Genomic DNA, 21,490 nt, shown 5'->3' with positions numbered 1-21,490 from the left:
ACTCGAGCGGCTGCAAAAATTGAGTCAGGCCTTTGCAGGCCATCGGCGTGGACGAGGAAAAAACCGTCCCACGGAGAGAGGTGGAGATCAGTCACGGCGTTCATTGCGCCTCCTTCTTGTTATGCACCTGCACGACAGGCATGAGGCGCATCTCACCCTGCAAACGCGGCTGAAACAAGCGCGCCAGAGCCCCTCGCAGCCCACGGTCATGCAGGCTTCGGCAGCTTTTCCTTACAGCGCTCATGGCGGGTTGGTTTCACTCGGTTTTATCGTGTTTTTCGTAAACATTTCTTTACGATGCGTAACGCAAGGTTTCCATTTCAGAAAATTCTGTCGGACGTCTGCAAATTGACGGTAGCTAGCTTGCTAATGAAAAACGCGACTTAGTTTTTTGTTTTCAAATAAGAAAACCGCTGCTGAAAAACAGAATAAAAAGTCTATTTAAAAATTAAATGAATAATTTTTTGCATTACAAAAGTCCCTGAACTAGGTTCTTCACGTCTTGCCGGCCACCTCGACCGGCCAGTCACAACCGTGAAAGTCATCTAGGAGATCGACCATGCAAGCACTGGAAAAAGACTTGGATACCGAACTGCAACTGGACGAATGGTTTGAAGCACCGACCCACGAGGCGGCTGTAGAAATGATGCAAGCCGACGCGGTAGTTCCGTTCGGCACGGCGATGTGGCCTCTGTAAGACATCCCCGGGCAGGCACGATCCGGCCGGTCGTGTCTGCCGCTTTCTTCACGGTCAGTCAGGGAGGACTCATGGATAAGCCCCGCGCGATCTCGCATTTCCTTTACTACCTCGAACACCACCCTGCCCTTGCCGGCATCGACTCGGCTAAGGTATTGCTCGGCCACACGGCTGATTACGAAGCGCTGACCGGCGCCATCGCCGAGCAGGCTGACGATCATCCTCGTTTCCAGTTCAGCGCCCGACGTCTGGACCTGGAAAGCACCGCAACGCTGACCTCGGCTATCACCGACAGCGATCTGTACATTTTCTTCTACGACTCTTCCACCCTGCCCAACCCGCGCCCCGACGGCCCGGAATTCGTCCGCGCGTTGCAAGGCGTGATGGCGGAAAACTGGAAGAAGTCGCTGCTGTTCAAGGATTACGGCGATTATTTCTACGACACGTTCAGCGTCACCCCGCAGCGGATTGCCGGGCTCAACAGCCACCTGATCCAGCGCATGTCTCAGGCGACCACGCTGAGTTTCAAGGACGACGACGGCTCATGGTTTGAAACGCCGCTGAGCAGCATCAAGAAGTGGACCGATATCAACGGTGTCGGCAACTTCGACCTGGCCCCCGGCGAAATCGCCACGCACAGCGAGGCCATCAACGGCCATGTGAAATTCAAGGGCACGTTCCTCAGCACCATCCCGTTTGCGCGCAAGTACGGCGTGCTGGAATCGCCGCTGGAGCTATGGATCGAGAACTCGACCATCCTCCGCATCGCCACCGAGGTGCCGGGGCTGGAGCATGATTTCAACAAATACCTGGACGCCAATCCTTCGAACCGGCGGATTGAAGAGTTGGGGATTGGCACCAATGAAGGCGTGAAGGATTTGTATGCGCGTAATGCCGGGTTTGAGGAGCGGCATTGCGGGTTGCATCTGGGGTTGGGTGGCGGGGCCAAGGGCAGCCATCACCTGGACTTGATCTTTTCTGGCGGTGTTTTGGCGCTGGATGACAAGCCGGTGTTTGATGGCCGGTTTGTGTTCTGATCCTGCAAATTAGGTGGCTGCATTGGCCTCATCGCTGGCAAGCCAGCTCCCACAGTTTTTTGTTGCGCTGCATAAATCCTGTGAACACCGCAGATCCATGTGGGAGCTGGCTTGCCAGCGATGAGGCCCTCAAAAGCACCACATACCTTTCGCCAGACGAAAAAAAACGCCAACCCTGAGGTTGGCGTTTCTGCTTTGGCTTGAAGCTTGCCGCTAGAAGCTCACAACTGCCTTATTCCGGCTTTTTGCGACCAAACCCCGGACGCTGACCGGAACCGGCCGGCGCGCCACGGCGCTTGCCCGACGGCTTGTCACCGTCAACCAGCTTGATCCCCGGACGCTTCGGCGCAGGCTTGGCCGGACGCTTATTGGTGGTGTCCGCTGGACGATCAGCCACTGGCGTACCGCGACCAGCAGGTGCGCCACGTTCGCCACGCTCGGTGCGACCGTTGGCCGGACGCGGTGCGCGCTCGCCGTCACGGGCAACCGGTTTGCGACCCGGACGCTCGCCTTCGATCTGCGGTTCACGGCTCGGGCGTGGGCCGGTCGGCGCGCCAGCGGCTGGACGCAGGGTGCGCACGCGCTCGGTCTTGCCCATCGGACGCGACGATTTGCGCTGCATGCGCTCAAGCTTGTCTTTGCTCTTGGCGTTCAGTTGCGGCATCGCTACTGGCGTCAGGCCGACTTCAGCGCTGAGGATGTCGACTTCGTACTGGCTCATTTCGCGCCAGCGGCCCATCGGCAGGTCGGAGTTGAGGAACACCGGGCCGAAACGCACGCGCTTCAGACGGCTGACCACCAGACCTTGGGATTCCCACAGGCGACGAACCTCACGGTTACGACCTTCCATCACCACGCAGTGATACCAGTGGTTGAAGCCTTCGCCGCCCGGTGCCTGTTTGATGTCGGTGAACTTGGCCGGGCCGTCTTCCAGCACAACGCCGGCCTTCAGGCGCTCGATCATTTCGTCGTCGACTTCACCGCGTACACGCACGGCGTACTCACGGTCCATCTCGTAGGACGGGTGCATCAAGCGGTTGGCCAGCTCACCGTCGGTGGTGAACATCAGCAGACCGGTGGTGTTGATGTCGAGACGACCGATGTTGATCCAGCGGCCTTCTTTCGGGCGCGGCAGCTTGTCGAACACGGTCGGACGGCCTTCCGGGTCGTCACGGGTGCAGATCTCGCCATCGGGTTTGTTGTACATGATCACGCGGCGCACCGATTCGGCAGCCTCTTCGCGCTTGATCACCTTGCCATCAATAGTGATGGCGTCGTGCATGTCGACGCGCAGACCGAGGGTGGCGTCTTTGCCATTGACCTTGATCCGGCCCTGGCTGATCCAGGATTCCACGTCACGGCGCGAGCCGACGCCGATACGGGCGAGGACTTTCTGCAGCTTTTCGCCTGCTGGGCCGATTTCCTGGTCGTCTTTCTGATTGATGTCACTCATCTGGGCACCTCCCGGTGTGGTCTGTTCAAGCACTCTGAATTGGGCGCCTGAAGCATTGAAATCTGGGTTCTCGGCCGAAGGGATCGGCGAAGGGTCGCGAATCATACGCGGATGTGCGCCGTCGCGCATCAGAGACTAGCTGATCGATCGACAGTTATTTCTTTTTCCGCCGACCGGCGCCGCCAAGTTTGATCAGGCGCAGTGCGGCTTCGGCCAGTACGCTGCGCTTGTCGTCCTTGTCGAGTTTCTTCCAGGCTTTGATTTCACGCTTGCTGCGGCCGCAGCCGAGGCAGATGTCGTCGCTGAATTTGCAGAGGCTGATGCACGGGTCTTTTGTCGAACTCATTTGGGTACCTTTGGGAGATCAAAAGATCGCAGCCTTCGGCAGCTCCTACCGGGGACGCATTCCAATGTAGGAGCTGCCGAAGGCTGCGATCTTTTCGGCGCCACTCAGTCTTCGAACTCGCGGCGTTCGGCTTCGATGGCTTCGGCCAGGGCGCGGGCCTCGGCTTCTTCTTCGCTCAGCTCCGGTTCGAGTTCTGGCGCCGGTTGTTCGAGGGCGGCGACGGCAGCCAACAGCTTTTCGCGGGCTTCGGCGACGCCAAGAATGTCCTCTTCCGGTTCGGCTTCTGGCTCGGCTTCAAGTTCAACTTCGATGGTGGGCTCGGCGATCTGTGGCTCAGGCTCAGTCTCGGTTTCTGCATCAACCGTCGGTGCCTCACCATCCACCGCATCCCGCAGCAAATCGTCAAAGTCGGTCTTGATCCCCTCCTCCATGCTGTCCAGTTCCAGCAGCAACGTATGGAAACTGGTTTCTTCCTTCTCCTCCTCCGGCTCGGCGCTGGCATCGGCCAGTTCCTGCAAACCTTGCGGCACCGGCACGTCGTCGAAATCGAGCACCGGGTCGGTCTCCATTTCGCGCAGTTCAGCCAGCGGCGGCAGGTCTTCGAGATTTTTCAGGTTGAAGTGATCAAGGAACATCTTGGTGGTGGCAAACATCGCTGGCTTGCCCGGCACATCGCGGTAGCCGACGACGCGGATCCACTCACGCTCCAGCAAGGTTTTGACGATGTTGCTGTTTACCGCCACGCCACGCACGTCTTCGATCTCGCCACGGGTGATCGGCTGGCGATAGGCAATCAGCGCAATGGTTTCCAACAGCGCACGGGAATAACGCTGCGGGCGCTCTTCCCAGAGGCGGCCGACCCACGGCGAAAATTTCTCGCGGATCTGCAAGCGATAGCCCGACGAGACCTCCTTGAGTTCGAACGCGCGGCCCTCGCAGGACTTGCCCAGCAGGGTCAGGGCTTTCTTGAAAACCGCAGGCTCGGGCCGTTCGCCCTCTTCGAACAGTTCGAACAGGCGCTCAAGGGATTGCGGCTTTCCCGAGGCCAACAGAAAGGCTTCAAGCAGGGGGGCCAGCTCGCGGGGTTCAGTCAGGTTCATGTTTCGACTCGTTATTCGGCTCGGGCTCGCACGTGGATCGCAGCGAACGGCTCATTCTGCACCAGCTCGACCAAGGATTCCTTGACCAGTTCAAGGATCGCCATAAAGGTCACCACCACACCCAACCTGCCCTCTTCGGCGGTGAACAGCTCGACGAACGGCACAAAACCGCCGCCCTTGAGCCGTTCCAGCACATCACTCATGCGCTCACGGGTGGACAGCGCCTCGCGGCTGACCTGGTGGCTTTCAAACATATCGCCACGGCGCAGCACTTCGGCCATGCACATCAAAATCTCTTCCAGCGCGACATCCGGCAACAGCTTGCGCGCCCGGGCTTCCGGTGCGTCGAGCTTGGGCACGATGACATCGCGACCGACCCGGCTCAAGCCGTCAATGCCTTCGGCAGCAGCCTTGAAGCGCTCGTATTCCTGCAAGCGGCGGATCAGCTCGGCGCGCGGGTCGTCTTCTTCGTCTTCGACGGTTTCGGCGCGCGGCAGGAGCATGCGCGACTTGATCTCGGCGAGCATCGCGGCCATCACCAGATACTCGGCCGCGAGTTCCAGGCGCACCGACTGCATTAACTCGACATAGCCCATGTACTGACGGGTGATTTCCGCCACCGGGATGTCGAGGATGTTGATGTTCTGTTTGCGGATCAGGTACAGCAGCAGGTCGAGCGGGCCTTCAAAGGCTTCAAGAAAGACTTCCAGCGCATCCGGCGGGATGTACAGGTCCAGCGGCATTTCCATGACCGCCTGGCCATAGACCATGGCAAACGGCAGCTCCTGCTGAGCGCCGGCCTGAGGATCGACCACGGTTTCCACTGCGGACATTCAGGCCTCGACCATGAACGGCGTCGGATCGCCACAACCGACGCGGACCACTTCCGGATCGTCACCGGTCAGGTCGATCACCGTCGAAGCTTTGATACCGCCGAAGCCGCCGTCGACGATCAAGTCCACTTGGTGCTCGAGCAATTGGCGCATTTCGTACGGATCGCTGAGCGGGTCTTCGTCGCCGGGCATGATCAGCGTCACGCTCATCAGTGGCTCGCCGAGTTCGGCCAGCAGCGCCAGCGCGATCGGATGGCTCGGCACACGCAGGCCGATGGTGCGCTTCTTCGGATGCAGCAAAAGACGCGGCACTTCGCGGGTGGCGTTGAGAATGAAGGTGTACGGCCCCGGCAAATGCGCCTTGAGAATACGGAAGGTGCCGGTGTCGATCTTGGCGTAATTGCCCAGTTGCGACAGGTCGCTGCAGATCAGCGCGAAGTTGTGCTTTTCATCGAGCTGACGCAGGCGTCTCACGCGCTCGATGGCAGTCTTGTCGCCGATTTGGCAACCGATGGCGTAGGAAGAGTCCGTGGGATAAATCACCACCCCGCCCTTGCGGATGATCTCGACCGCCTGTTTTATCAGGCGCGCTTGCGGGTTTTCCGGATGTATCTGGAAAAATTGACTCACATTCTCTACCTGTTCAGACGGCGGCAATATCTGTGTCATGTTTGAACCGACACCACAGGGGTGGAAGGTCCTCGGGAACCGGCCGGTACTGGCCGATCTCGGACCAGCCGCCAGGGCCATGGAAGTCACTGCCGGCGCTGACCAGCAGACCGAACTCACGGGCAAGGATTGCCAGGCTGCCCACCTGTTCCGCGGGCTGATGGCCATTGACCACCTCGATCGCATGCCCGCCTGCTTGAATATAGTCGGCAATCAGCTTTCGGCGCTTGCTGCGAGTGAAATCGTAGTGCCACGGATGCGCCAGGCTGACCCAGGCATTAGCCGCGCGCAGCGTGCCGACGGTGTCTTCCAGTGTCGGCCAGTGCAACTTGACGTCACCCAGCTTGCCGGCGCCGAGCCATTTGCGGAATGCCTCAGCGCGATCCTTTACAAACCCTTCACGCACCATCCAGTCGGCGAAATGCGGGCGGGCCGGGGCGTTGCCGCTGTCGCCCAGTTCCTGCTGGATTTTCCGCGCGCCGTCGAGGGCGCCGGGCATGCCCTTGAGGGCGAGCTTGCGGCTTATTTCTTCCGACCGCAGCCAGCGGCCATCGTGCAATTTGGCGATGGCCTCGACCAACGGTGCCGCATTGACGTCGAAACCGTAGCCCAATACATGAATGGTCGCGCCGCCCCAGGTGCAGGACAACTCGACGCCGTTGACCAGTTGCATGCCCAACTCGTTGGCGGCCGTGCGCGCTTCGGCGAGGCCCTCGAGGGTGTCGTGGTCGGTCAACGCCAGGACTCGCACGCCGTTCTCGAACGCACGCGCAACCAGAACCGCAGGCGCCAGGGCGCCATCGGAGGCCGTGCTATGGCAGTGCAAATCAACATTCACGGGGAGTTGTAACCTCAAATCAGCTGGCGCTATCGCGCGCCCATATGTTTGTTATTATGCCGCCACATCCAGCTTCTGGCTCTCACTGTGAAACAATTCATCGATTTCATCCCGCTTCTGCTGTTTTTCATCGTTTACAAACTTGATCCACGGGTCGTCGACATCGCTGGCCATGAAGTGACTGTAGGCGGTATTTACAGCGCCACGGCGATGCTGATCATCAGTTCCCTGGTGGTCTACGGCGCGTTGTTCATCAAACAGCGCAAGCTGGAAAAGAGCCAATGGCTGACCCTGATCGCCTGCCTGGTGTTCGGCAGCCTGACACTGGCCTTCCACAGCGAAACCTTCCTGAAATGGAAAGCGCCAGTGGTCAACTGGCTGTTTGCCGTGGCCTTCATCGGCAGCCACTTCATCGGTGACCGCCTGCTGATCAAACGCATCATGGGCCACGCGCTGACCCTGCCGGATCCGGTCTGGACCCGCCTGAACATCGCCTGGATCGCCTTTTTCCTGTTCTGCGGCGCTGCCAACCTGTTCGTCGCCTTCACCTTCCAGAGCTACTGGGTGGACTTCAAGGTGTTCGGCAGCCTGGGCATGACTCTGGTGTTCCTGGTCGCACAGGGCATTTACCTGTCGCGCCATCTGCACGATGCCGATACCACAACAACACCAAAAACCGAGGACTGACATGCTCTACGCAATCATTGCCACCGACGTCGCCAACTCGCTGGAAGCACGCCTGGCCGCGCGTCCTGCGCATCTGGAACGCCTGCAAGCGCTCAAGGGCGAAGGCCGCATCGTATTGGCCGGCCCGCACCCGGCCGTCGACAGCAATGATCCGGGCGCAGCGGGTTTCACCGGCAGCCTGATCGTTGCCGAATTCGATTCGCTGAGTGCTGCGCAAGCGTGGGCCGATGCCGATCCGTACATTGCCGCCGGCGTCTACGCCAACGTGGTCGTCAAGCCGTTCAAGCAAGTCCTGCCGTAACGCTATCCCCACGCGATGAACCTTCTCGGTCCATCGCGTTCTCAATCGCTCATTATTCTCGTTTGCCTGCCGACAACCTGCCCAATATCCATTTGGAAACAGGTGTCGCGATGCGCAAGGGTCCGTTGTGTCTGATGTTGGTCACGTTGTCGATCATGGCCCCCGCCCATGGTGAGGAAACCACCGAAGGCGGCAGCTCCACGCCATTGTCGTTAAGCGCCGGCAGCCAGATCACCGAGTTGCAGCAGCGCCTCAAGGCCAGCGAGCAGCAGCGGGAAGAACTGAACAAACAACTGCAAAATGCCGACAACACCCGCGAAAGCGCCCAGCTTGCCCGGTTGCGCCAGGAGAACCAGCGTCTCAAGCTGCAACTCAAGGAAGCCCAGGCCAGCCCGCTGCCGCGTCTGTTGACCGATCAGCAGCAGTGGTTCGTCACGGGCGCCGGAGTAGCGCTATTGGCGCTGCTCTGCGGTATCTTTGCCAGTGGAGCAAGCCGAAAACGTCGGCAATGGCTAAATTGAGTGAGTCATGAGCGAGCTGTTACTGATTGATGATGACCAGGAGTTATGCGAACTCCTGAGTAGCTGGCTGAGCCAGGAAGGCTTCCATGTGCGCGCCTGTCACGATGGCCAGAGCGCCCGCAAGGCGTTGGCCGAAACGGCCCCGGCGGCGGTGGTGCTGGACGTGATGCTGCCCGATGGCAGTGGTCTGGAACTGCTCAAGCAATTGCGCAACGACCACGCCGACCTGCCGGTGCTGATGCTCTCGGCCCGTGGCGAGCCGCTGGATCGCATCCTCGGCCTGGAACTGGGTGCCGACGATTACCTGGCCAAACCGTGCGACCCGCGCGAATTGACCGCCCGCCTGCGCGCCGTATTGCGCCGCAGCCATCCGGCGGCAGTCTCGACGCAGCTTGAATTGGGCGACCTGAGTTTCAGCCCGGTGCGTGGCGTGGTCAGCATTGACGAAAAAGAACTGACCCTGACCGTCTCCGAAAGCCGCCTGCTCGAAGCCCTGCTCAAGCAGCCCGGCGAGCCGCTGGACAAACAGGAACTGGCGCAGCTCGCCCTCGGCCGCAAGCTGACACTGTACGACCGCAGCCTCGACATGCACGTCAGCAACCTGCGCAAGAAGATCGGCCCGCACCCGGACGGCCGCCCACGGATCGTCGCCCTGCGTAGCCGCGGTTACTTCTATAGCCTCTGAACCGCGCGCGGCACGCTGCGATCGATCATTCCTACGCTCTGCGTGGGAATGCAGCCGGGGACGCTCTGCGTCCCACAGCCTCAAGATCGCAGCGTGCCGCAGCTCCTACACCGGATATGTGTAAGGCTTACAACAAAACGTCTTTACCCAAGCTTTACGCAGTGCTGACCGCCGCTGACCTTGATCTCCGTAATCTGAACTCATCCGGAACGTACCGGGAACGAGACAAGGAGATACACCATGCGCAAGACTCTTATCGCTCTGATGTTCGCTGCCGCTCTGCCAACCGTCGCCATGGCCATGCCGCAAGACGGCGGCCCGATGGGTGGTCCGCTCGACGGCCCACGCCACGGCGGTCAGATGCACGGCATGCACGGCAAAGGCCCGTACAGCCAACTCGACCTGTCCCGCGAACAGCGTGAGCAGATCCGCAAGATCATGGGCGAGCAGATGCACGAGCGTAAGCAAGTGGTCGACAAGTACCTGGAAAAACTCTCGCCGGCTGACCAGAAAGCCATGAAAGACGAGATGGCGGCCAACCACAAGAAAGCCGAGACGGATGTTCGCGCCGTGTTGAAACCGGATCAACAGAAGAAATTCGACGAGATCCAGAAGAAACAGGCCGAGCGTCGCGCCGAATGGGCCGAGTTCAAGGCGTGGAAAGCGCAGCAGGCGCAAAAGGCGCAATAATGTTCTAACTTCAGGCCCGACGGCTCACCCCGTCGGGCCTGTTTTCACTGGAACCCTGTAGGAGCTGCCGAAGGCTGCGATCTTTTGATCTTGATCTTAAAAAACAAAATCAAAAGATCGCAGCCTTCGGCAGCTCCTACAGGGGTTTTTGTTGTTGTTTTGAGGATTTTCTGTGCGTTCATTGTTCTGGCGTATTCTCGCGAGCTTCTGGCTGGCCATCGCGCTGGTGGCCGGGCTGTCCATTCTGCTCGGGCACATGCTCAATCAGGACGCGTGGATCCTCAGCCGCCATCCGGGCCTCAACACCCTCGCCAGCGAGTGGACGCAATCCTACGAAGCCCAGGGCGAAGAAGCCGCTCAGGACATCCTCGAACAACGCAAACGCCAATATCACATCGATGTTCAGGTGCTCAACGAAAGCGGCGATCCGGTGGTACGCGGGACCTTCCCGCGTCGCGCCGCCGCCTTCGAAGCGCGGCAGAACAACGATGACCGACGTCTGCCATGGCGACGTCTGACCGACGAATTCACCAGTGAAAAAACCGGCGACACCTACCTGTTCATCTACCGCATCCCACACCCGGAACTCGACGCCTGGCACCGCGAAAGCCTGCTCTGGCCGCTGAGTGCGCTGGGCATCGCGTTGGTGGTGCTGACCTTGTTCAGTCTGTTGGTGACCTTCTCCATCACCCGCCCGCTCAGCCGTTTGCGCGGCGCGGTGCATGATCTCGGGCAGACCACTTATCAGCAGAACAGCCTGGCGAAACTGGCCAACCGTCGCGATGAATTCGGCGTACTCGCCACCGATTTCAACCGCATGGGCGCACGCCTGCAGAGCCTGATTGGCAGCCAGCGGCAGTTGTTGCGCGACGTGTCTCACGAATTGCGCTCACCGTTGGCGCGACTGCGCATTGCGTTGGCGCTGGCAGAGCGGGCGAATCCTGAAGAACGCGAGAAACTCTGGCCACGACTGACCCGCGAGTGCGATCGGCTGGAAGCGTTGATCAGTGAAATTCTGGTGCTGGCACGCGTCGATGCCGACAACGCCAGCGCTGAAGACGTGGATTTGAATGCACTTCTCGGCACGCTACAGAAAGACGCGAAACTTGCATCGCCCGAGCAGATTGTCCGTTTCGAGGCCGAACCGCAGCTGAACCTCAAGGGCTGGCCGACCATGATCGAGCGCGCCGTCGATAACCTGTTGCGCAATGCCCAGCGCTTCAACCCGGAAGGTCAAGTGATTGAGATGCAGGCTTCACGTCAGGGTGAAAAAATCATCGTGAGCGTGCGCGACCACGGGCCGGGCGTGCAGGCTGAACATTTGAGCCAGTTGGGCGAGCCATTTTACCGGGCGCCGGGGCAGACAGCGGCGGGGCATGGTTTGGGGCTGGCGATTGCGCGAAGGGCGGCGGAGCGGCATGGCGGGAGTTTGACGTTGGCCAATCATCCGCAGGGCGGGTTTGTTGCGAGTCTGGAATTGCCGCTTGTACCCGGCGCCGTCGTCCAACCCTAAAAGCCGCCCTCACCCCAGCCCTCTCCCGGAGGGAGAGGGGGCCGACCGCGGGGTCTGGCGTCATACATCGACCTGAAGAACCGAGTTGATTATGAGCCCGGAAGGCACGTGAATCGTCGCCGACTCCGGGTTCGAAATGCATCGGAGCCGTTATCGACTCTGGGTTCGAAATGCATCGGAACCGTTATCGACTCCGAGCTCGAAATGTATCGGAACCGTTATCGACTCTGGATTCAGCCGAGCACTTTCAGGTCGGCGTACCTCTACAGCATCCCCCAATCAGTCCCCTCTCCCCCTGGGAGAGGGTTAGGGTGAGGGGCTCTTCGCTTTACGCCTTACCGGGCCAGGCGCTGACGAACTCGGTCAGGTCAACTTTATCTGCCACACGCGGCTCTTTCTGCGGCGTGCCGAGGTACAGGAACGCAATCACCTCTTCACCGTCCGCCAGCCCCAAGCCTTTCGCCACATGCTGCGAATAAGCCAGATCCCCCGTACGCCAAACCGCACCAATCCCCTGCGCATACGCCGCCAGCAAAATCCCGTGCGCCGCACACCCGGCCGCCAACAACTGCTCGGCCTTCGGATATTTAACGTGTTCCTGCAATTTGGCGATCACCACAACCACCAGCGGCGCCCGCAGCGGACCGTTACGGGCCTTGTCGATCATCGCTTCGGTGACTTCACCTTCCTGCTGCTGCGCAGCCTCGGCCAGCAACTCGCCCATTTGCTCGCGCGCTGTGCCTTCGACGGTCAGAAAACGATACGGCTGCAAATGCCCGTGATCCGGCGCGCGCAATGCGGCGCCAAACAGGGCTTCGCGCTGCTCGGCAGTGGGGGCCGGTTCGACCAGTCGTGGAACGGAAACACGGTTGAGCAACGCGTCGAGAGCCTGCATCGGCCACCTCCTGAAAAATATGTGCGGCTATTCTAGCTTTATCTGTACACAGGATGCCGGTTTACATGCCCTGCCCCACGGGTAGAATGGCGCCCTTCTCACATCAGCCCGAGCGGACTTCATGGCGTTGCCGACCTTACGGATCATTGGTTTTATCATCGGCATCTTCCTGATCACCCTGGCTGTCGCCATGGTCGTGCCCATGGCCACCCTGGTGATTTTCGAGCGCACCAACGACCTGCCGTCGTTCCTCTGGGCGAGCATGATCACCTTCGTCGCCGGCCTCGCGCTGGTGATCCCCGGCCGCCCGGAACACATTCATCTGCGCCCGCGCGACATGTACCTGCTGACGGTCAGCAGTTGGCTGGTGGTGTGCATTTTTGCCGCGCTGCCGTTTCTGCTGACCCAGCACATCAGCTACACCGACTCGTTCTTCGAAAGCATGTCGGGCATCACCGCGACCGGCTCGACGGTGCTCAACGGCCTCGACAACATGTCCCCCGGCATTCTGATGTGGCGCTCACTGCTGCACTGGATCGGCGGCATCGGTTTTATCGGCATGGCGGTAGCGATTCTGCCGCTATTGCGCATCGGTGGCATGCGCCTGTTCCAGACCGAATCCTCGGACCGCTCGGAAAAGGTCATGCCGCGTTCGCACATGGTGGCGCGGTTGATCGTGGCGGCTTACGTCGGCATTACCATTCTTGGTAGCCTGGCGTTCTGGTGGGCCGGGATGAGTCCGTTCGACGCGATCAACCACGCGATGTCGGCGATTTCCACTGGCGGGTTCTCGACCTCCGATCAATCCCTGGCCAAGTGGACGCAACCGGCGGTGCACTGGGTCGCGGTGGTTATCATGATTCTCGGCAGCCTGCCGTTCACCCTGTACGTGGCGACATTGCGCGGCAACCGCAAGGCGTTGATCAAGGATCAGCAGGTGCAGGGTTTGCTCGGCATGTTGCTGGTGACCTGGCTGGTGCTCGGCACCTGGTACTGGTGGACAACCAATCTGCATTGGCTCGACGCGCTGCGCCACGTGGCGCTGAACGTGACGTCGGTGGTCACCACCACCGGTTTCGCCCTCGGCGACTACAGCCTGTGGGGCAACTTCTCGCTGATGCTGTTTTTCTATCTGGGCTTTGTCGGTGGCTGCTCCGGGTCGACGGCGGGCGGGATCAAGATCTTCCGTTTCCAGGTCGCCTATATCCTGCTCAAGGCCAACCTTAATCAACTGATTCACCCGCGCGCGGTGATCAAGCAGAAGTACAACGGTCACCGCCTCGACGAAGAGATCGTGCGCTCGATTCTGACTTTTTCGTTCTTCTTCGCCATCACCATCTGCGTGATCGCCCTGCTGCTGTCGCTGCTCGGTGTCGACTGGATGACCGCGCTGACCGGCGCTGCCAGCACCGTTTCCGGCGTCGGCCCAGGCCTTGGCGAAACCATCGGCCCGGCGGGCAACTTCGCTACCTTGCCGGACGCGGCGAAGTGGATCCTGTCGTTCGGCATGCTGCTCGGCCGACTGGAGATCATTACGGTGTTTGTGCTGTGTATTCCGGCCTTTTGGCGTCACTGACCGCGTTCGGCGCCTGCAACAACCGCGTCCGGTAATCGCCGGGCGTGGTATCAAACCAGCGGCGGAACGCGCGAAAGAAGTTGCTCGGATCGGCGAAACCCAACAGATAAGCGATTTCCAGCAAGGTCATGCTCGGTTGCGCCAGATACTGCTCGGCCAGTTCACGGCGGGTGTCGTCGAGCAGTTGCTGAAAACTCGTGCCCTCCTCCTGCAAGCGACGCTGCAAAGTACGCTGCGACAAATGCAGGGTCTGCGCCACGGTATCGCGCTTCGGCTCACCTTGCGGCAGCAACCGGCACAACACCTGCCGCGCCTTGTGGGTCACGCGGCTTTCCGAAAATCGCGCCAGATACTCCCCGGCAAAGCGGTCGTGCAGCAGCGCCATCGCCTCGTTGGCGGTGGGCAGCGGCGCTTCCATGTCGGCACGCTCGAAGATCAGCGCATCGTAAGGTGCGTTGAACATCAGCGGTGCGTGGAAAGCTTGTTTATAGGGTTCCAGGTCATCCGGCTCAGCGCCCTGCACCAAGACTTTGACCGGATGCAGCGTGCGCCCGCTCAACCAGCCGCACAGGCCCAGCGCACAGGCCAGCGAGGCTTCGGCGCTCTGCCGGGTCGGCGGCAGATGGTCGCCGTGCACGGTCAGAATCAGCGCATAACCTTCGTCGAGTAAGCGGAAACTCAGGTCGGCGCTCTCGGCGATGATGCGCTGATAACGCACCAATCGTTGAAAGCCCTCGGCCAAGGTATTACTCGACATCAACGCGTAGCCAGCGACATGAAACGACGCCGGTCGCACCACTTTGCCCATATTCAGGCCGATCGCCGGGTTACCGGACAGCTCGACCGCCCGTTGCCAGAGTCGGGTCATGGAATCTTGCGGGAAGCGCGCATCCGGATCATCCAGAGCCGCGTAGTCGAGCCCCAGTTGCTTGAACAGAACCCGGCAATCCAGGCCGTCCATCTCCAATGCTTTGACAATCCCCATCGCCCAGCTTGCAGAAGTCGTTCGTTCGCTCATGGCGTTTTTCTTTTACATGAGGGGCCGCATGCTACGGCCTGATTTGCCAAGGATACTAAAGTGGCGCCGATTGTCACTGGCCCACGCCAATGATCACTCTAGACTCAAATAAGCTACCCGCAGAACAACTCGTCGCCAGAACAATAACCACAGAGAACGCGGTCGTGGAAAACATCAAGCATTTCAACAGCTTCGCTGAGTTCTATCCGTATTACCTCAGCGAACACAGCGACAGCACCTGCCGGCGCCTGCATTTCATCGGCACCACACTGGTCATTTTCATTATGGCGATGACCATCGCCAAGGGCGCCTGGCTGCTGTTATTGGCCTTGCCGCTGGCCGGTTACAGCTTCGCCTGGATCGGGCACTTCTTCTTTGAAAAGAACCGACCGGCGACCTTTCAGCATCCGCTGTACAGCCTGCTCGGCGACTTCGTCATGTACCGCGACATGATTCTGGGTCGCGTGGCGTTCTGAATGAGGGTCAGCCAATGAATGCCAATGCCCGCTTCACCCATATGAAGGACGGTACGCAGGAAGACTGGGCGATCATCGCCGCCGACTTCAGCGCCTACGCCAAGCAATTGCCGTCGCGAATCCTGGCGCACCTGAAACTGCTGGAAGGCGATTTCGGCGGTTTTCCGGTGGATCGCCTGACCCACTCACTGCAGACCGCCACCCGCGCCTTTCGTGACGGACGCGACGAGGAATACGTGGTGTGCGCGTTGCTGCATGACATTGGCGACACCCTGGGCTCGTATAACCATCCGGACATTGCTGCGGCGATTTTAAAGCCGTTCGTCAGTGCCGAGAATCTGTGGATGGTCGAGAAGCATGGGGTGTTTCAGGGTTACTACTTCTTTCATCATCTGGGCATGGATCGGCATCTGCGCGAGCAGTTCGCCGGTCATCCGCAGTATCAGGCGACCGCCGAGTTCTGTGCCAAATACGATGCGGCGGCGTTTGATCCGGAGTACGACACACTGCCATTGAGTTTCTTCGAGCCGATGATGGAGCGGTTGTTTGCACAGCCGAAGAACTCGATTTACAAAGCCGCAATGGAAGAACACACCACCGCTTGATGTTGTTTGCTCTGGCCTCATCGCTGGCAAGCCAGCTCCCACAGGGTTCTGTGGCTTTCACAAAACCTGTGGGAGCTGGCTTGCCAGCGATGAGGCCCTCTAAAACACCCGAGAGTCAGGCGAGTTCGGCGACTTTGGCAGCCTTGAGTTCTGCCTCCCGCGCCTGCGCATCCGCCAGCCGATACAACTCGATCGTGCCATCCCAGTGCTCGATCAACGCCGTGCACGACTCCACCCAATCGCCGCAATTGAGGTAATCCACCTCCCCGACCTTGCGGATCTCGGCATGGTGAATGTGCCCGCACACCACGCCATGCAACTCGCGCTTCACGCATTCATGGGCAATGGCTTCTTCAAAGTCGCTGATGAAACTCACCGCGGTTTTCACCTTGTGTTTCAGGTACGCCGACAGCGACCAATAGCCGTAGCCATAGCGCGCACGCCAATGGTTGAGCCAGCGATTGAGGGTCAGGGTGAATTCGTAGGCGGAGTCGCCGAGGAAGGCCAGCCAGCGGTGATAGCGGGTGATGACGTCGAACTGATCGCCGTGAATCACCAGCAGATGCCGGCCATCCGCTGTGACGTGCACCGCCTCGTCGACCAACTGGATATTGCCCAGAATAAGCTTCGAATACCGCCGCAGGAATTCGTCGTGGTTGCCGGTGACGTAGATCACTTCTGTGCCGCGCTTGCTCATGGTCAGCAAGCGGCGGATCACGTTGGTATGCGCCTGCGGCCAGTACATGCCGCCGCGCAGTTTCCAGCCGTCAATGATGTCGCCGACCAGGTAAATCTTGTCAGCGTGATAGCCCTTGAGAAATTGCGACAAGTGCTCGGCCTGACAATCTCGCGTGCCCAGGTGCACGTCGGAGATCCACAGGGTTCGCACCCGTTGTTTGCGACTGGGTCGGGCGAGCTCGGCGCTGGTCATGGGCAACCCTCTGCGATGTTTTCGCCACTGTGCGCGCACCCGGTTAATCGATCATGACAAGCGTGAGTCAGTCCTGTGACAACGCATCCGGCGTGTGTCGGTGTAGACTGGCGATCACTTCGGAGACCACCTGCCATGCGACCGATCCTCACCCTGCGCCAGTACACCCACGATTTGATCGTCCACAGCCACGAGCACGCGCAATTGGTGTTCGGGTTGTCCGGTGCGCTGGATTTCGAGGTCGAAGGCTGTGGCAGTCAGGTGCGCCAGCAGAGTTTTGTGGTGATTCCGTCCGGTGCGCATCATGCCTGCGGCAGTCCCGACGGCAGCCGCTGTCTGGTGCTCGATATCCCTGAAGGGCCATGGCTGACGGATTCGCTCGGCGAGCATGCCGAGGCCAGTCACCGCTTGCTTGATCAGCCTGCGCGCCTGTCACTCGACTCAGGTCAAAGCCAATTAGTCAGTTGGCTGGCAAACAGTCCGGTCAGCGATCCATTGATCGCCCAGCAAGGTGCGGTGTTGCTGCTGGCCAGCCTCAATCACGCGCATCCTGCCGAACTCGCCGCCCGCCGCTTGCCCTATGCCGCGCTGGATGCGCACATCGAGCAATACGCCGCTTACCCTCTGCAAGTCGCCGATCTGGCACGGGTCGCCGGATTGTCCAATGCGCGCCTGCATACACGGTTCATGGCCGAATGCGGGCAGACACCGATGGATTACATCCGCAGTCGGCGTCTGCATCTGGCGGTGCAAATGCTGCGCGACACCGCACTGCCGATTGGCGAGATTGCCAGTCGCGTCGGCTACAGCTCGCAGAGTGCCTTCTCGGCCGCCGTCCTGCGGGAGTTCGGTTCGTCACCCGGACAGCTTCGGCGCGATTCCCGCGATAAAAGACGATAGTCTGCCGACAGACTTATTCGCCGCGACGCGCTTCAATGTAGGAGCTGCCGCAGGCTGCGATCTTTTGATGTTGTTTTTTAAAAGCGAGATCAAAAGATCGCAGCCTTCGGCAGCTCCTACAGTGAGATTATGTTTGCGATAGAAGGATTGCAATGACTCCGCGTACCGCCCTCGGCGCTCTGCATATCGGTGCTTTGATGTTTGGCCTGACCGGCGTGTTCGGCAAACTCGCTGCCGCGTCCCCCGCTGTGATCGTCTTCGGTCGCGCGGCTTTCGCCGTTGTCGCCTTGGCGTTCTTCGCCCGTTTTGCCAGTCAGCACGGCTGGCAGAAACTTCAGGCCGTAGACTGGCGGCGCCTGGCCCTCAGCGGTGTGTTATTGGCCGGGCACTGGGTGAGCTTCTTCATCTCGGTGAAGATCGCCGGTGTCGCCATCGCAACATTGGGCTTTGCCAGTTTCCCGGCCTTCACGGTGATTCTTGAAGGGCTGATCTTCCGCGAACGCATTCGCGCCAACGAGATTCTGCTGGTGGTACTGGTGAGCATCGGCCTGATTCTGGTGACCCCGGCCTTCGACCTGGGCAGCGGCGCTACCGTTGGTTTGCTTTGGTCGGTGCTGTCGGGCCTGCTGTTCTCGCTGCTGTCACTGACCAACCGCGCCAGTTCCGGGCGCATCCCGGCGGTGCAGGCGGCGTTGTGTCAAAACGTCGTGGTGGCGCTGTGTCTGCTGCCGGTTGCAGCACCGCTACTCAGCGAGGTGCGGGCACTGGACTGGCTGTGGATCGGCTTGCTCGGGGTGTTCTGCACCGGCGTCGCTCATAGCCTGTTCGTCGCCAGTCTGGCGGTGATCAAGGCGCGCACGGCGGCCGTGGTGTTCGCGATGGAGCCGGTTTACGGCATCACCATCGCATGGCTACTTTTCAACGAAAACCCGACGCTACGGATGTTGATGGGCGGCGCACTGATCATCATCGCCATCGTTGTGTCGGCGCGGATGTCAGGCCATGCCGACAAGAAAACCGTTGCCGCCGAGGCCGCGTCTCACTGAGTGCGGTCGTTGTGACCGAGATCGCGGTCAGGATCAATCTGATCGCGAACCCGCTGTTTCAAGACTTTGGCCTCGGGAAAACCGCCGTCAGCCTTGCGTTCCCAGATCTGCACGCCGTCGCAGCTGATGTGAAACACCCCGCCGGTGCCCGGCACCAATGAGACTTTGCCGAGGTCATCGCCGAAGGTGCTGAGCAGTTCCTGCGCCAGCCACGCGGCGCGCAGCAGCCACTGGCATTGGGTGCAATAGGTGATGACAACTTCTGCTTTTGCGACAGTCATGTTCGCTGAAACTCCTGAGACAGAGGGCGCCGCTATAATAGCCGGCTTTATCGCTTGCCCCGAGACTCACAATGCGCCGTCTGCTGTTCTGCCTGCTGCTTGGTTTTCTTCCACTGCTTGTCCACGCCAGTGAAGCGCCGCGACCAAAGGTCGGCCTTGTGCTGTCTGGCGGTGCTGCGCGCGGACTGGCGCATATTGGCGTGCTCAAGGCCTTGGAAGAACAAGGCATCAAGATCGATGCGATCGCCGGCACCAGCATGGGCGCGGTGGTAGGTGGCCTGTACGCGTCGGGTTACAAGATCGATGAGCTGGAAAAACTAGCGCTGAACATCGACTGGCAAGCCGCGTTGTCCGACGCCCCGCCACGTGAAGACGTGCCGTTTCGGCGTAAACAGGATGACCGCGACTTTCTGGTCAAACAGAAACTCAGCTTTCGCGACGACGGCAGTCTCGGCCTGCCGCTGGGCGTGATTCAAGGCCAGAACCTTTCGCTGCTGCTGGAAAGCCTGCTGGCCCACACCAGTGACACCCGGGATTTCGACAAACTGCCCATCCCGTTTCGCGCCGTCGCCACCGACATTTCCAATGGCGAAAAAGTGGTGTTCCGCAAAGGCCACTTGCCCCAGGTGATCCGTGCCAGCATGTCGATCCCGGCGGTGTTCGCCCCGGTCGAACTCGATGGCCGGCTACTGGTCGACGGCGGCATGACCGACAACATTCCCCTCGACGTCGCGCGGGAGATGGGCGTTGACGTGGCCATCGTCGTCGATATCGGCACACCGCTGCGCAATCGCAAACAACTGACCACGGTGGTCGATGTGTTGAACCAGTCGATCACCTTGATGACCCGCAGTAACTCCGAAGAACAGTTGGCTGCGCTGAAATCCTCCGATGTGCTGATTCAGCCAGCGCTGGCGGCGTTCGGCGTCACCGATTTCGGTAAAGCCCAGGACATGATCGACGCCGGTTACCGCGCCACCCGAATCCTCGACGCGCGCCTCGCCGTGCTTAAACCCAAGGAATCCCAGGACGCCGAACTCAATGCCGCGCGCTCACCGGGTCAACGCACACCCATCATCACGGGCATCCGCGTCGAGAATGACTCGAAAGTCGACGACGATGTCATTCGTTACTACATCCGCCAGCACATTGGCGAGCCGCTGGATCTGGCGCGCCTGCACTCGGACATGGGCACCTTGTATGGCCTCGATTACTTCGAGCAGGTGCAATACCGCGTGGTGCACAAAGGCCAGGATCACACACTGGTGATCAGTGCCCGGGGCAAACGCAGCGGCACCGATTACTTGCGGGTCGGGCTCAACCTGTCCGACGACATGCGCGGCGATAGCGCCTTCAACCTCGGTGCCAGTTACCGCATCAACGGCATCAACCGTCTCGGCGCGGAATGGCTGACTCGCGCGCAGATTGGTGACAAACAAGAGCTGTATACCGAGTTCTATCAACCGCTGGACGTCGGTTCGCGCTACTTCGTTGCGCCGTACGCCTCGTTCGAAGCGCAGAACGTCGACGCGGTGCTCGACAATGATCCGATCGCGCAATACCGCGTCGAGCGCTACGGTTTCGGCCTTAACTTCGGTCGCCAGATCGGCAACAACGGCGAAGTGCGGTTCGGTGTTGGCGAGGCCTGGGGCAAGGCCGATGTGCGCATTGGCGATCAGGATCTGCCGAGTGAAAACTTCAACGAAGGCTTCTATACGCTGAAGTATTCCTACGACTCGCTGGATAACGTCTACTTCCCTCACGAAGGCAAGGACGTCAGCCTGACGCTGATGCAGTTCGAACCGGGGCTGGGTTCGGACACGCGTTATCGACAGTGGGAATTCAAACTCGACAAAGCCATGAGCCGTGGCCCGGACACGCTGATTCTCGGCGGGCGCTACGGGCGTACGCTGGACGATGCCAACGTGGTCACCTCGAGCTTCCTGCTCGGCGGTGCGCGGCAGTTGTCGGGTTTCCGTGAAGACGCGATTTCCGGGCAGAACGTCAGCCTGATGCGCGCGGTGTACTACCGCCGGCTGACGCCGCGCTCGTATCTGCCGCTGGATTTTCCGCTGTACGCCGGTGCCTCGCTGGAACGCGGACGGGCATGGAACAACGACAATGAGTTCGACAGCGGCTACATCAACGCGGCCAGCGTGTTTATAGGTTTTGACACGCCACTGGGGCCGTTGAATTTCAGTTACGGGTTGAATGATGCGAATGAGCAGGCGGTTTATCTGAATCTGGGGCAGACCTTCTGATCCAGATTCGGAATTGATATTGACTGAAGGTCAGTCTTCGCGAGCAGGCTCGCTCCCACAGGGGAACGCATTTCAATGTGGGAGCGAGCCTACTCGCGAAATCGGTATCGGATCCACCGCAAATCGATCAG

Annotated in this window: 24 protein-coding genes; 14 read left to right on the top strand and 10 right to left on the bottom strand. The window is 60.1% G+C overall.

The features are described from left to right. Nucleotides 1-559 precede the first annotated feature (559 nt). Both RMV17_RS07650 and RMV17_RS07645 read left to right on the top strand, forming a co-directional pair. Nucleotides 560-697: a hypothetical protein gene (locus RMV17_RS07650; protein WP_003222780.1), complete on the top strand. Its 138-nt coding sequence runs from the start codon at nucleotides 560-562 to the stop codon at nucleotides 695-697. A gap of 71 nt (nucleotides 698-768) precedes the next feature. Continuing rightward, on the top strand, nucleotides 769-1,734 hold the full coding sequence (locus RMV17_RS07645; RefSeq protein ID WP_311886166.1) for a leucyl aminopeptidase: 966 nt from the start codon (nucleotides 769-771) through the stop codon (nucleotides 1,732-1,734). Between the two features lie 232 nt (nucleotides 1,735-1,966). Here the strand turns inward: RMV17_RS07645 and rluB are convergent, their stop codons facing one another. From rluB to RMV17_RS07615, 6 genes are all read right to left on the bottom strand, one after another. After that, the gene (gene rluB / locus RMV17_RS07640; RefSeq protein WP_201227482.1) at nucleotides 1,967-3,187 is read right to left on the bottom strand and encodes a 23S rRNA pseudouridine(2605) synthase RluB; all 1,221 of its coding nucleotides are present in this window, start codon (nucleotides 3,185-3,187) and stop codon (nucleotides 1,967-1,969) included. 154 nt (nucleotides 3,188-3,341) lie between these two features. After that, the gene (locus RMV17_RS07635; protein ID WP_311886165.1) at nucleotides 3,342-3,533 is read right to left on the bottom strand and encodes a DUF1289 domain-containing protein; all 192 of its coding nucleotides are present in this window, start codon (nucleotides 3,531-3,533) and stop codon (nucleotides 3,342-3,344) included. Nucleotides 3,534-3,637: 104 nt separating this feature from the next. After that, nucleotides 3,638-4,633 carry an SMC-Scp complex subunit ScpB gene (scpB, locus tag RMV17_RS07630; RefSeq protein WP_311886164.1) on the bottom strand — a complete coding sequence of 332 codons (996 nt, stop codon included), beginning with the start codon at nucleotides 4,631-4,633 and terminating at the stop codon, nucleotides 3,638-3,640. An 11-nt stretch (nucleotides 4,634-4,644) separates the two neighbouring features. Next, nucleotides 4,645-5,343: a ScpA family protein gene (locus RMV17_RS07625; RefSeq protein ID WP_172828192.1), complete on the bottom strand. Its 699-nt coding sequence runs from the start codon at nucleotides 5,341-5,343 to the stop codon at nucleotides 4,645-4,647. A gap of 123 nt (nucleotides 5,344-5,466) precedes the next feature. Continuing rightward, the gene (locus RMV17_RS07620; RefSeq protein WP_034153313.1) at nucleotides 5,467-6,096 is read right to left on the bottom strand and encodes an L-threonylcarbamoyladenylate synthase; all 630 of its coding nucleotides are present in this window, start codon (nucleotides 6,094-6,096) and stop codon (nucleotides 5,467-5,469) included. Nucleotides 6,097-6,109: 13 nt separating this feature from the next. Further along, nucleotides 6,110-6,973 (bottom strand): PHP domain-containing protein, encoded by an 864-nt coding sequence (locus tag RMV17_RS07615; RefSeq protein WP_034153247.1) that lies wholly within the window; start codon nucleotides 6,971-6,973, stop codon nucleotides 6,110-6,112. An 87-nt stretch (nucleotides 6,974-7,060) separates the two neighbouring features. On the opposite strand from RMV17_RS07615, the gene RMV17_RS07610 reads away from it, so the two are divergent. The 6 genes from RMV17_RS07610 to RMV17_RS07585 all read left to right on the top strand — a co-directional run bounded on the left by RMV17_RS07610 (nucleotide 7,061) and on the right by RMV17_RS07585 (nucleotide 11,370). Continuing rightward, a complete protein-coding gene (locus RMV17_RS07610; RefSeq protein WP_007919675.1) occupies nucleotides 7,061-7,660 on the top strand; it encodes a septation protein A in 600 nt (199 codons plus the stop codon). Between the two features lies 1 nt (nucleotide 7,661). Beyond that, complete coding sequence (locus RMV17_RS07605) at nucleotides 7,662-7,961, top strand: YciI family protein (protein ID WP_007919677.1); 300 nt, start codon at nucleotides 7,662-7,664, stop codon at nucleotides 7,959-7,961. 110 nt (nucleotides 7,962-8,071) lie between these two features. Next, nucleotides 8,072-8,482, top strand: a complete 411-nt coding sequence (locus RMV17_RS07600; RefSeq protein ID WP_034153246.1) for a translation initiation factor 2 — start codon at nucleotides 8,072-8,074, stop codon at nucleotides 8,480-8,482. Nucleotides 8,483-8,489: 7 nt separating this feature from the next. After that, nucleotides 8,490-9,167, top strand: coding sequence for a response regulator transcription factor (locus tag RMV17_RS07595; RefSeq protein WP_016987937.1), 678 nt, complete (start codon nucleotides 8,490-8,492; stop codon nucleotides 9,165-9,167). 240 nt (nucleotides 9,168-9,407) lie between these two features. Next, nucleotides 9,408-9,857, top strand: coding sequence for a Spy/CpxP family protein refolding chaperone (locus RMV17_RS07590; protein WP_016987938.1), 450 nt, complete (start codon nucleotides 9,408-9,410; stop codon nucleotides 9,855-9,857). Between the two features lie 172 nt (nucleotides 9,858-10,029). Further along, nucleotides 10,030-11,370, top strand: coding sequence for a HAMP domain-containing sensor histidine kinase (locus tag RMV17_RS07585; RefSeq protein ID WP_311886163.1), 1,341 nt, complete (start codon nucleotides 10,030-10,032; stop codon nucleotides 11,368-11,370). A gap of 328 nt (nucleotides 11,371-11,698) precedes the next feature. Here the strand turns inward: RMV17_RS07585 and RMV17_RS07580 are convergent, their stop codons facing one another. After that, nucleotides 11,699-12,265, bottom strand: coding sequence for a nitroreductase family protein (locus RMV17_RS07580; protein ID WP_108225926.1), 567 nt, complete (start codon nucleotides 12,263-12,265; stop codon nucleotides 11,699-11,701). 121 nt (nucleotides 12,266-12,386) lie between these two features. Here RMV17_RS07580 and RMV17_RS07575 point away from each other — a divergent pair, with 121 nt between their 5' ends. Further along, nucleotides 12,387-13,841: a TrkH family potassium uptake protein gene (locus tag RMV17_RS07575; protein ID WP_034153243.1), complete on the top strand. Its 1,455-nt coding sequence runs from the start codon at nucleotides 12,387-12,389 to the stop codon at nucleotides 13,839-13,841. On the opposite strand, the gene RMV17_RS07570 is transcribed toward RMV17_RS07575, so the two are convergent. Then, nucleotides 13,798-14,859 carry an AraC family transcriptional regulator gene (locus RMV17_RS07570; protein WP_218278933.1) on the bottom strand — a complete coding sequence of 354 codons (1,062 nt, stop codon included), beginning with the start codon at nucleotides 14,857-14,859 and terminating at the stop codon, nucleotides 13,798-13,800. The two genes, RMV17_RS07575 and RMV17_RS07570, sit on opposite strands and share 44 nt — an antisense overlap. A 164-nt stretch (nucleotides 14,860-15,023) precedes the next feature. Between RMV17_RS07570 and RMV17_RS07565 the strand changes: the two genes are divergently transcribed. Further along, entirely contained in the window at nucleotides 15,024-15,335 is a 312-nt protein-coding gene (locus tag RMV17_RS07565; RefSeq protein ID WP_311886162.1) for a DUF962 domain-containing protein, read from the top strand. Between the two features lie 14 nt (nucleotides 15,336-15,349). Beyond that, nucleotides 15,350-15,940: an HD domain-containing protein gene (locus RMV17_RS07560; RefSeq protein ID WP_311886161.1), complete on the top strand. Its 591-nt coding sequence runs from the start codon at nucleotides 15,350-15,352 to the stop codon at nucleotides 15,938-15,940. Between the two features lie 115 nt (nucleotides 15,941-16,055). Here RMV17_RS07560 and RMV17_RS07555 read toward each other — a convergent pair whose 3' ends face one another. Further along, entirely contained in the window at nucleotides 16,056-16,871 is an 816-nt protein-coding gene (locus RMV17_RS07555; protein ID WP_007919701.1) for a UDP-2,3-diacylglucosamine diphosphatase, read from the bottom strand. A gap of 135 nt (nucleotides 16,872-17,006) precedes the next feature. Here RMV17_RS07555 and RMV17_RS07550 point away from each other — a divergent pair, with 135 nt between their 5' ends. Both RMV17_RS07550 and RMV17_RS07545 read left to right on the top strand, forming a co-directional pair. Further along, nucleotides 17,007-17,771, top strand: coding sequence for an AraC family transcriptional regulator (locus tag RMV17_RS07550; protein WP_311886160.1), 765 nt, complete (start codon nucleotides 17,007-17,009; stop codon nucleotides 17,769-17,771). A 152-nt stretch (nucleotides 17,772-17,923) separates the two neighbouring features. Continuing rightward, complete coding sequence (locus RMV17_RS07545) at nucleotides 17,924-18,817, top strand: DMT family transporter (protein ID WP_311886159.1); 894 nt, start codon at nucleotides 17,924-17,926, stop codon at nucleotides 18,815-18,817. On the opposite strand, the gene RMV17_RS07540 is transcribed toward RMV17_RS07545, so the two are convergent. Continuing rightward, entirely contained in the window at nucleotides 18,811-19,098 is a 288-nt protein-coding gene (locus RMV17_RS07540) for a SelT/SelW/SelH family protein (protein WP_108225929.1), read from the bottom strand. The two genes, RMV17_RS07545 and RMV17_RS07540, sit on opposite strands and share 7 nt — an antisense overlap. A gap of 71 nt (nucleotides 19,099-19,169) precedes the next feature. On the opposite strand from RMV17_RS07540, the gene RMV17_RS07535 reads away from it, so the two are divergent. Beyond that, a complete protein-coding gene (locus tag RMV17_RS07535; protein ID WP_311886158.1) occupies nucleotides 19,170-21,359 on the top strand; it encodes a patatin-like phospholipase family protein in 2,190 nt (729 codons plus the stop codon). The last annotated feature ends 131 nt before the right edge of the window (nucleotides 21,360-21,490 follow it).

Origin of the sequence: Pseudomonas sp. VD-NE ins (assembly GCF_031882575.1) — a bacterium.
GTDB classification, from domain to species: Bacteria; Pseudomonadota; Gammaproteobacteria; order Pseudomonadales; family Pseudomonadaceae; genus Aquipseudomonas; species Aquipseudomonas fluorescens_BZ.
The sequence above is the reverse complement of the archived record's forward strand: the minus strand, read 5'-3'. Positions and strand labels throughout refer to the sequence as shown.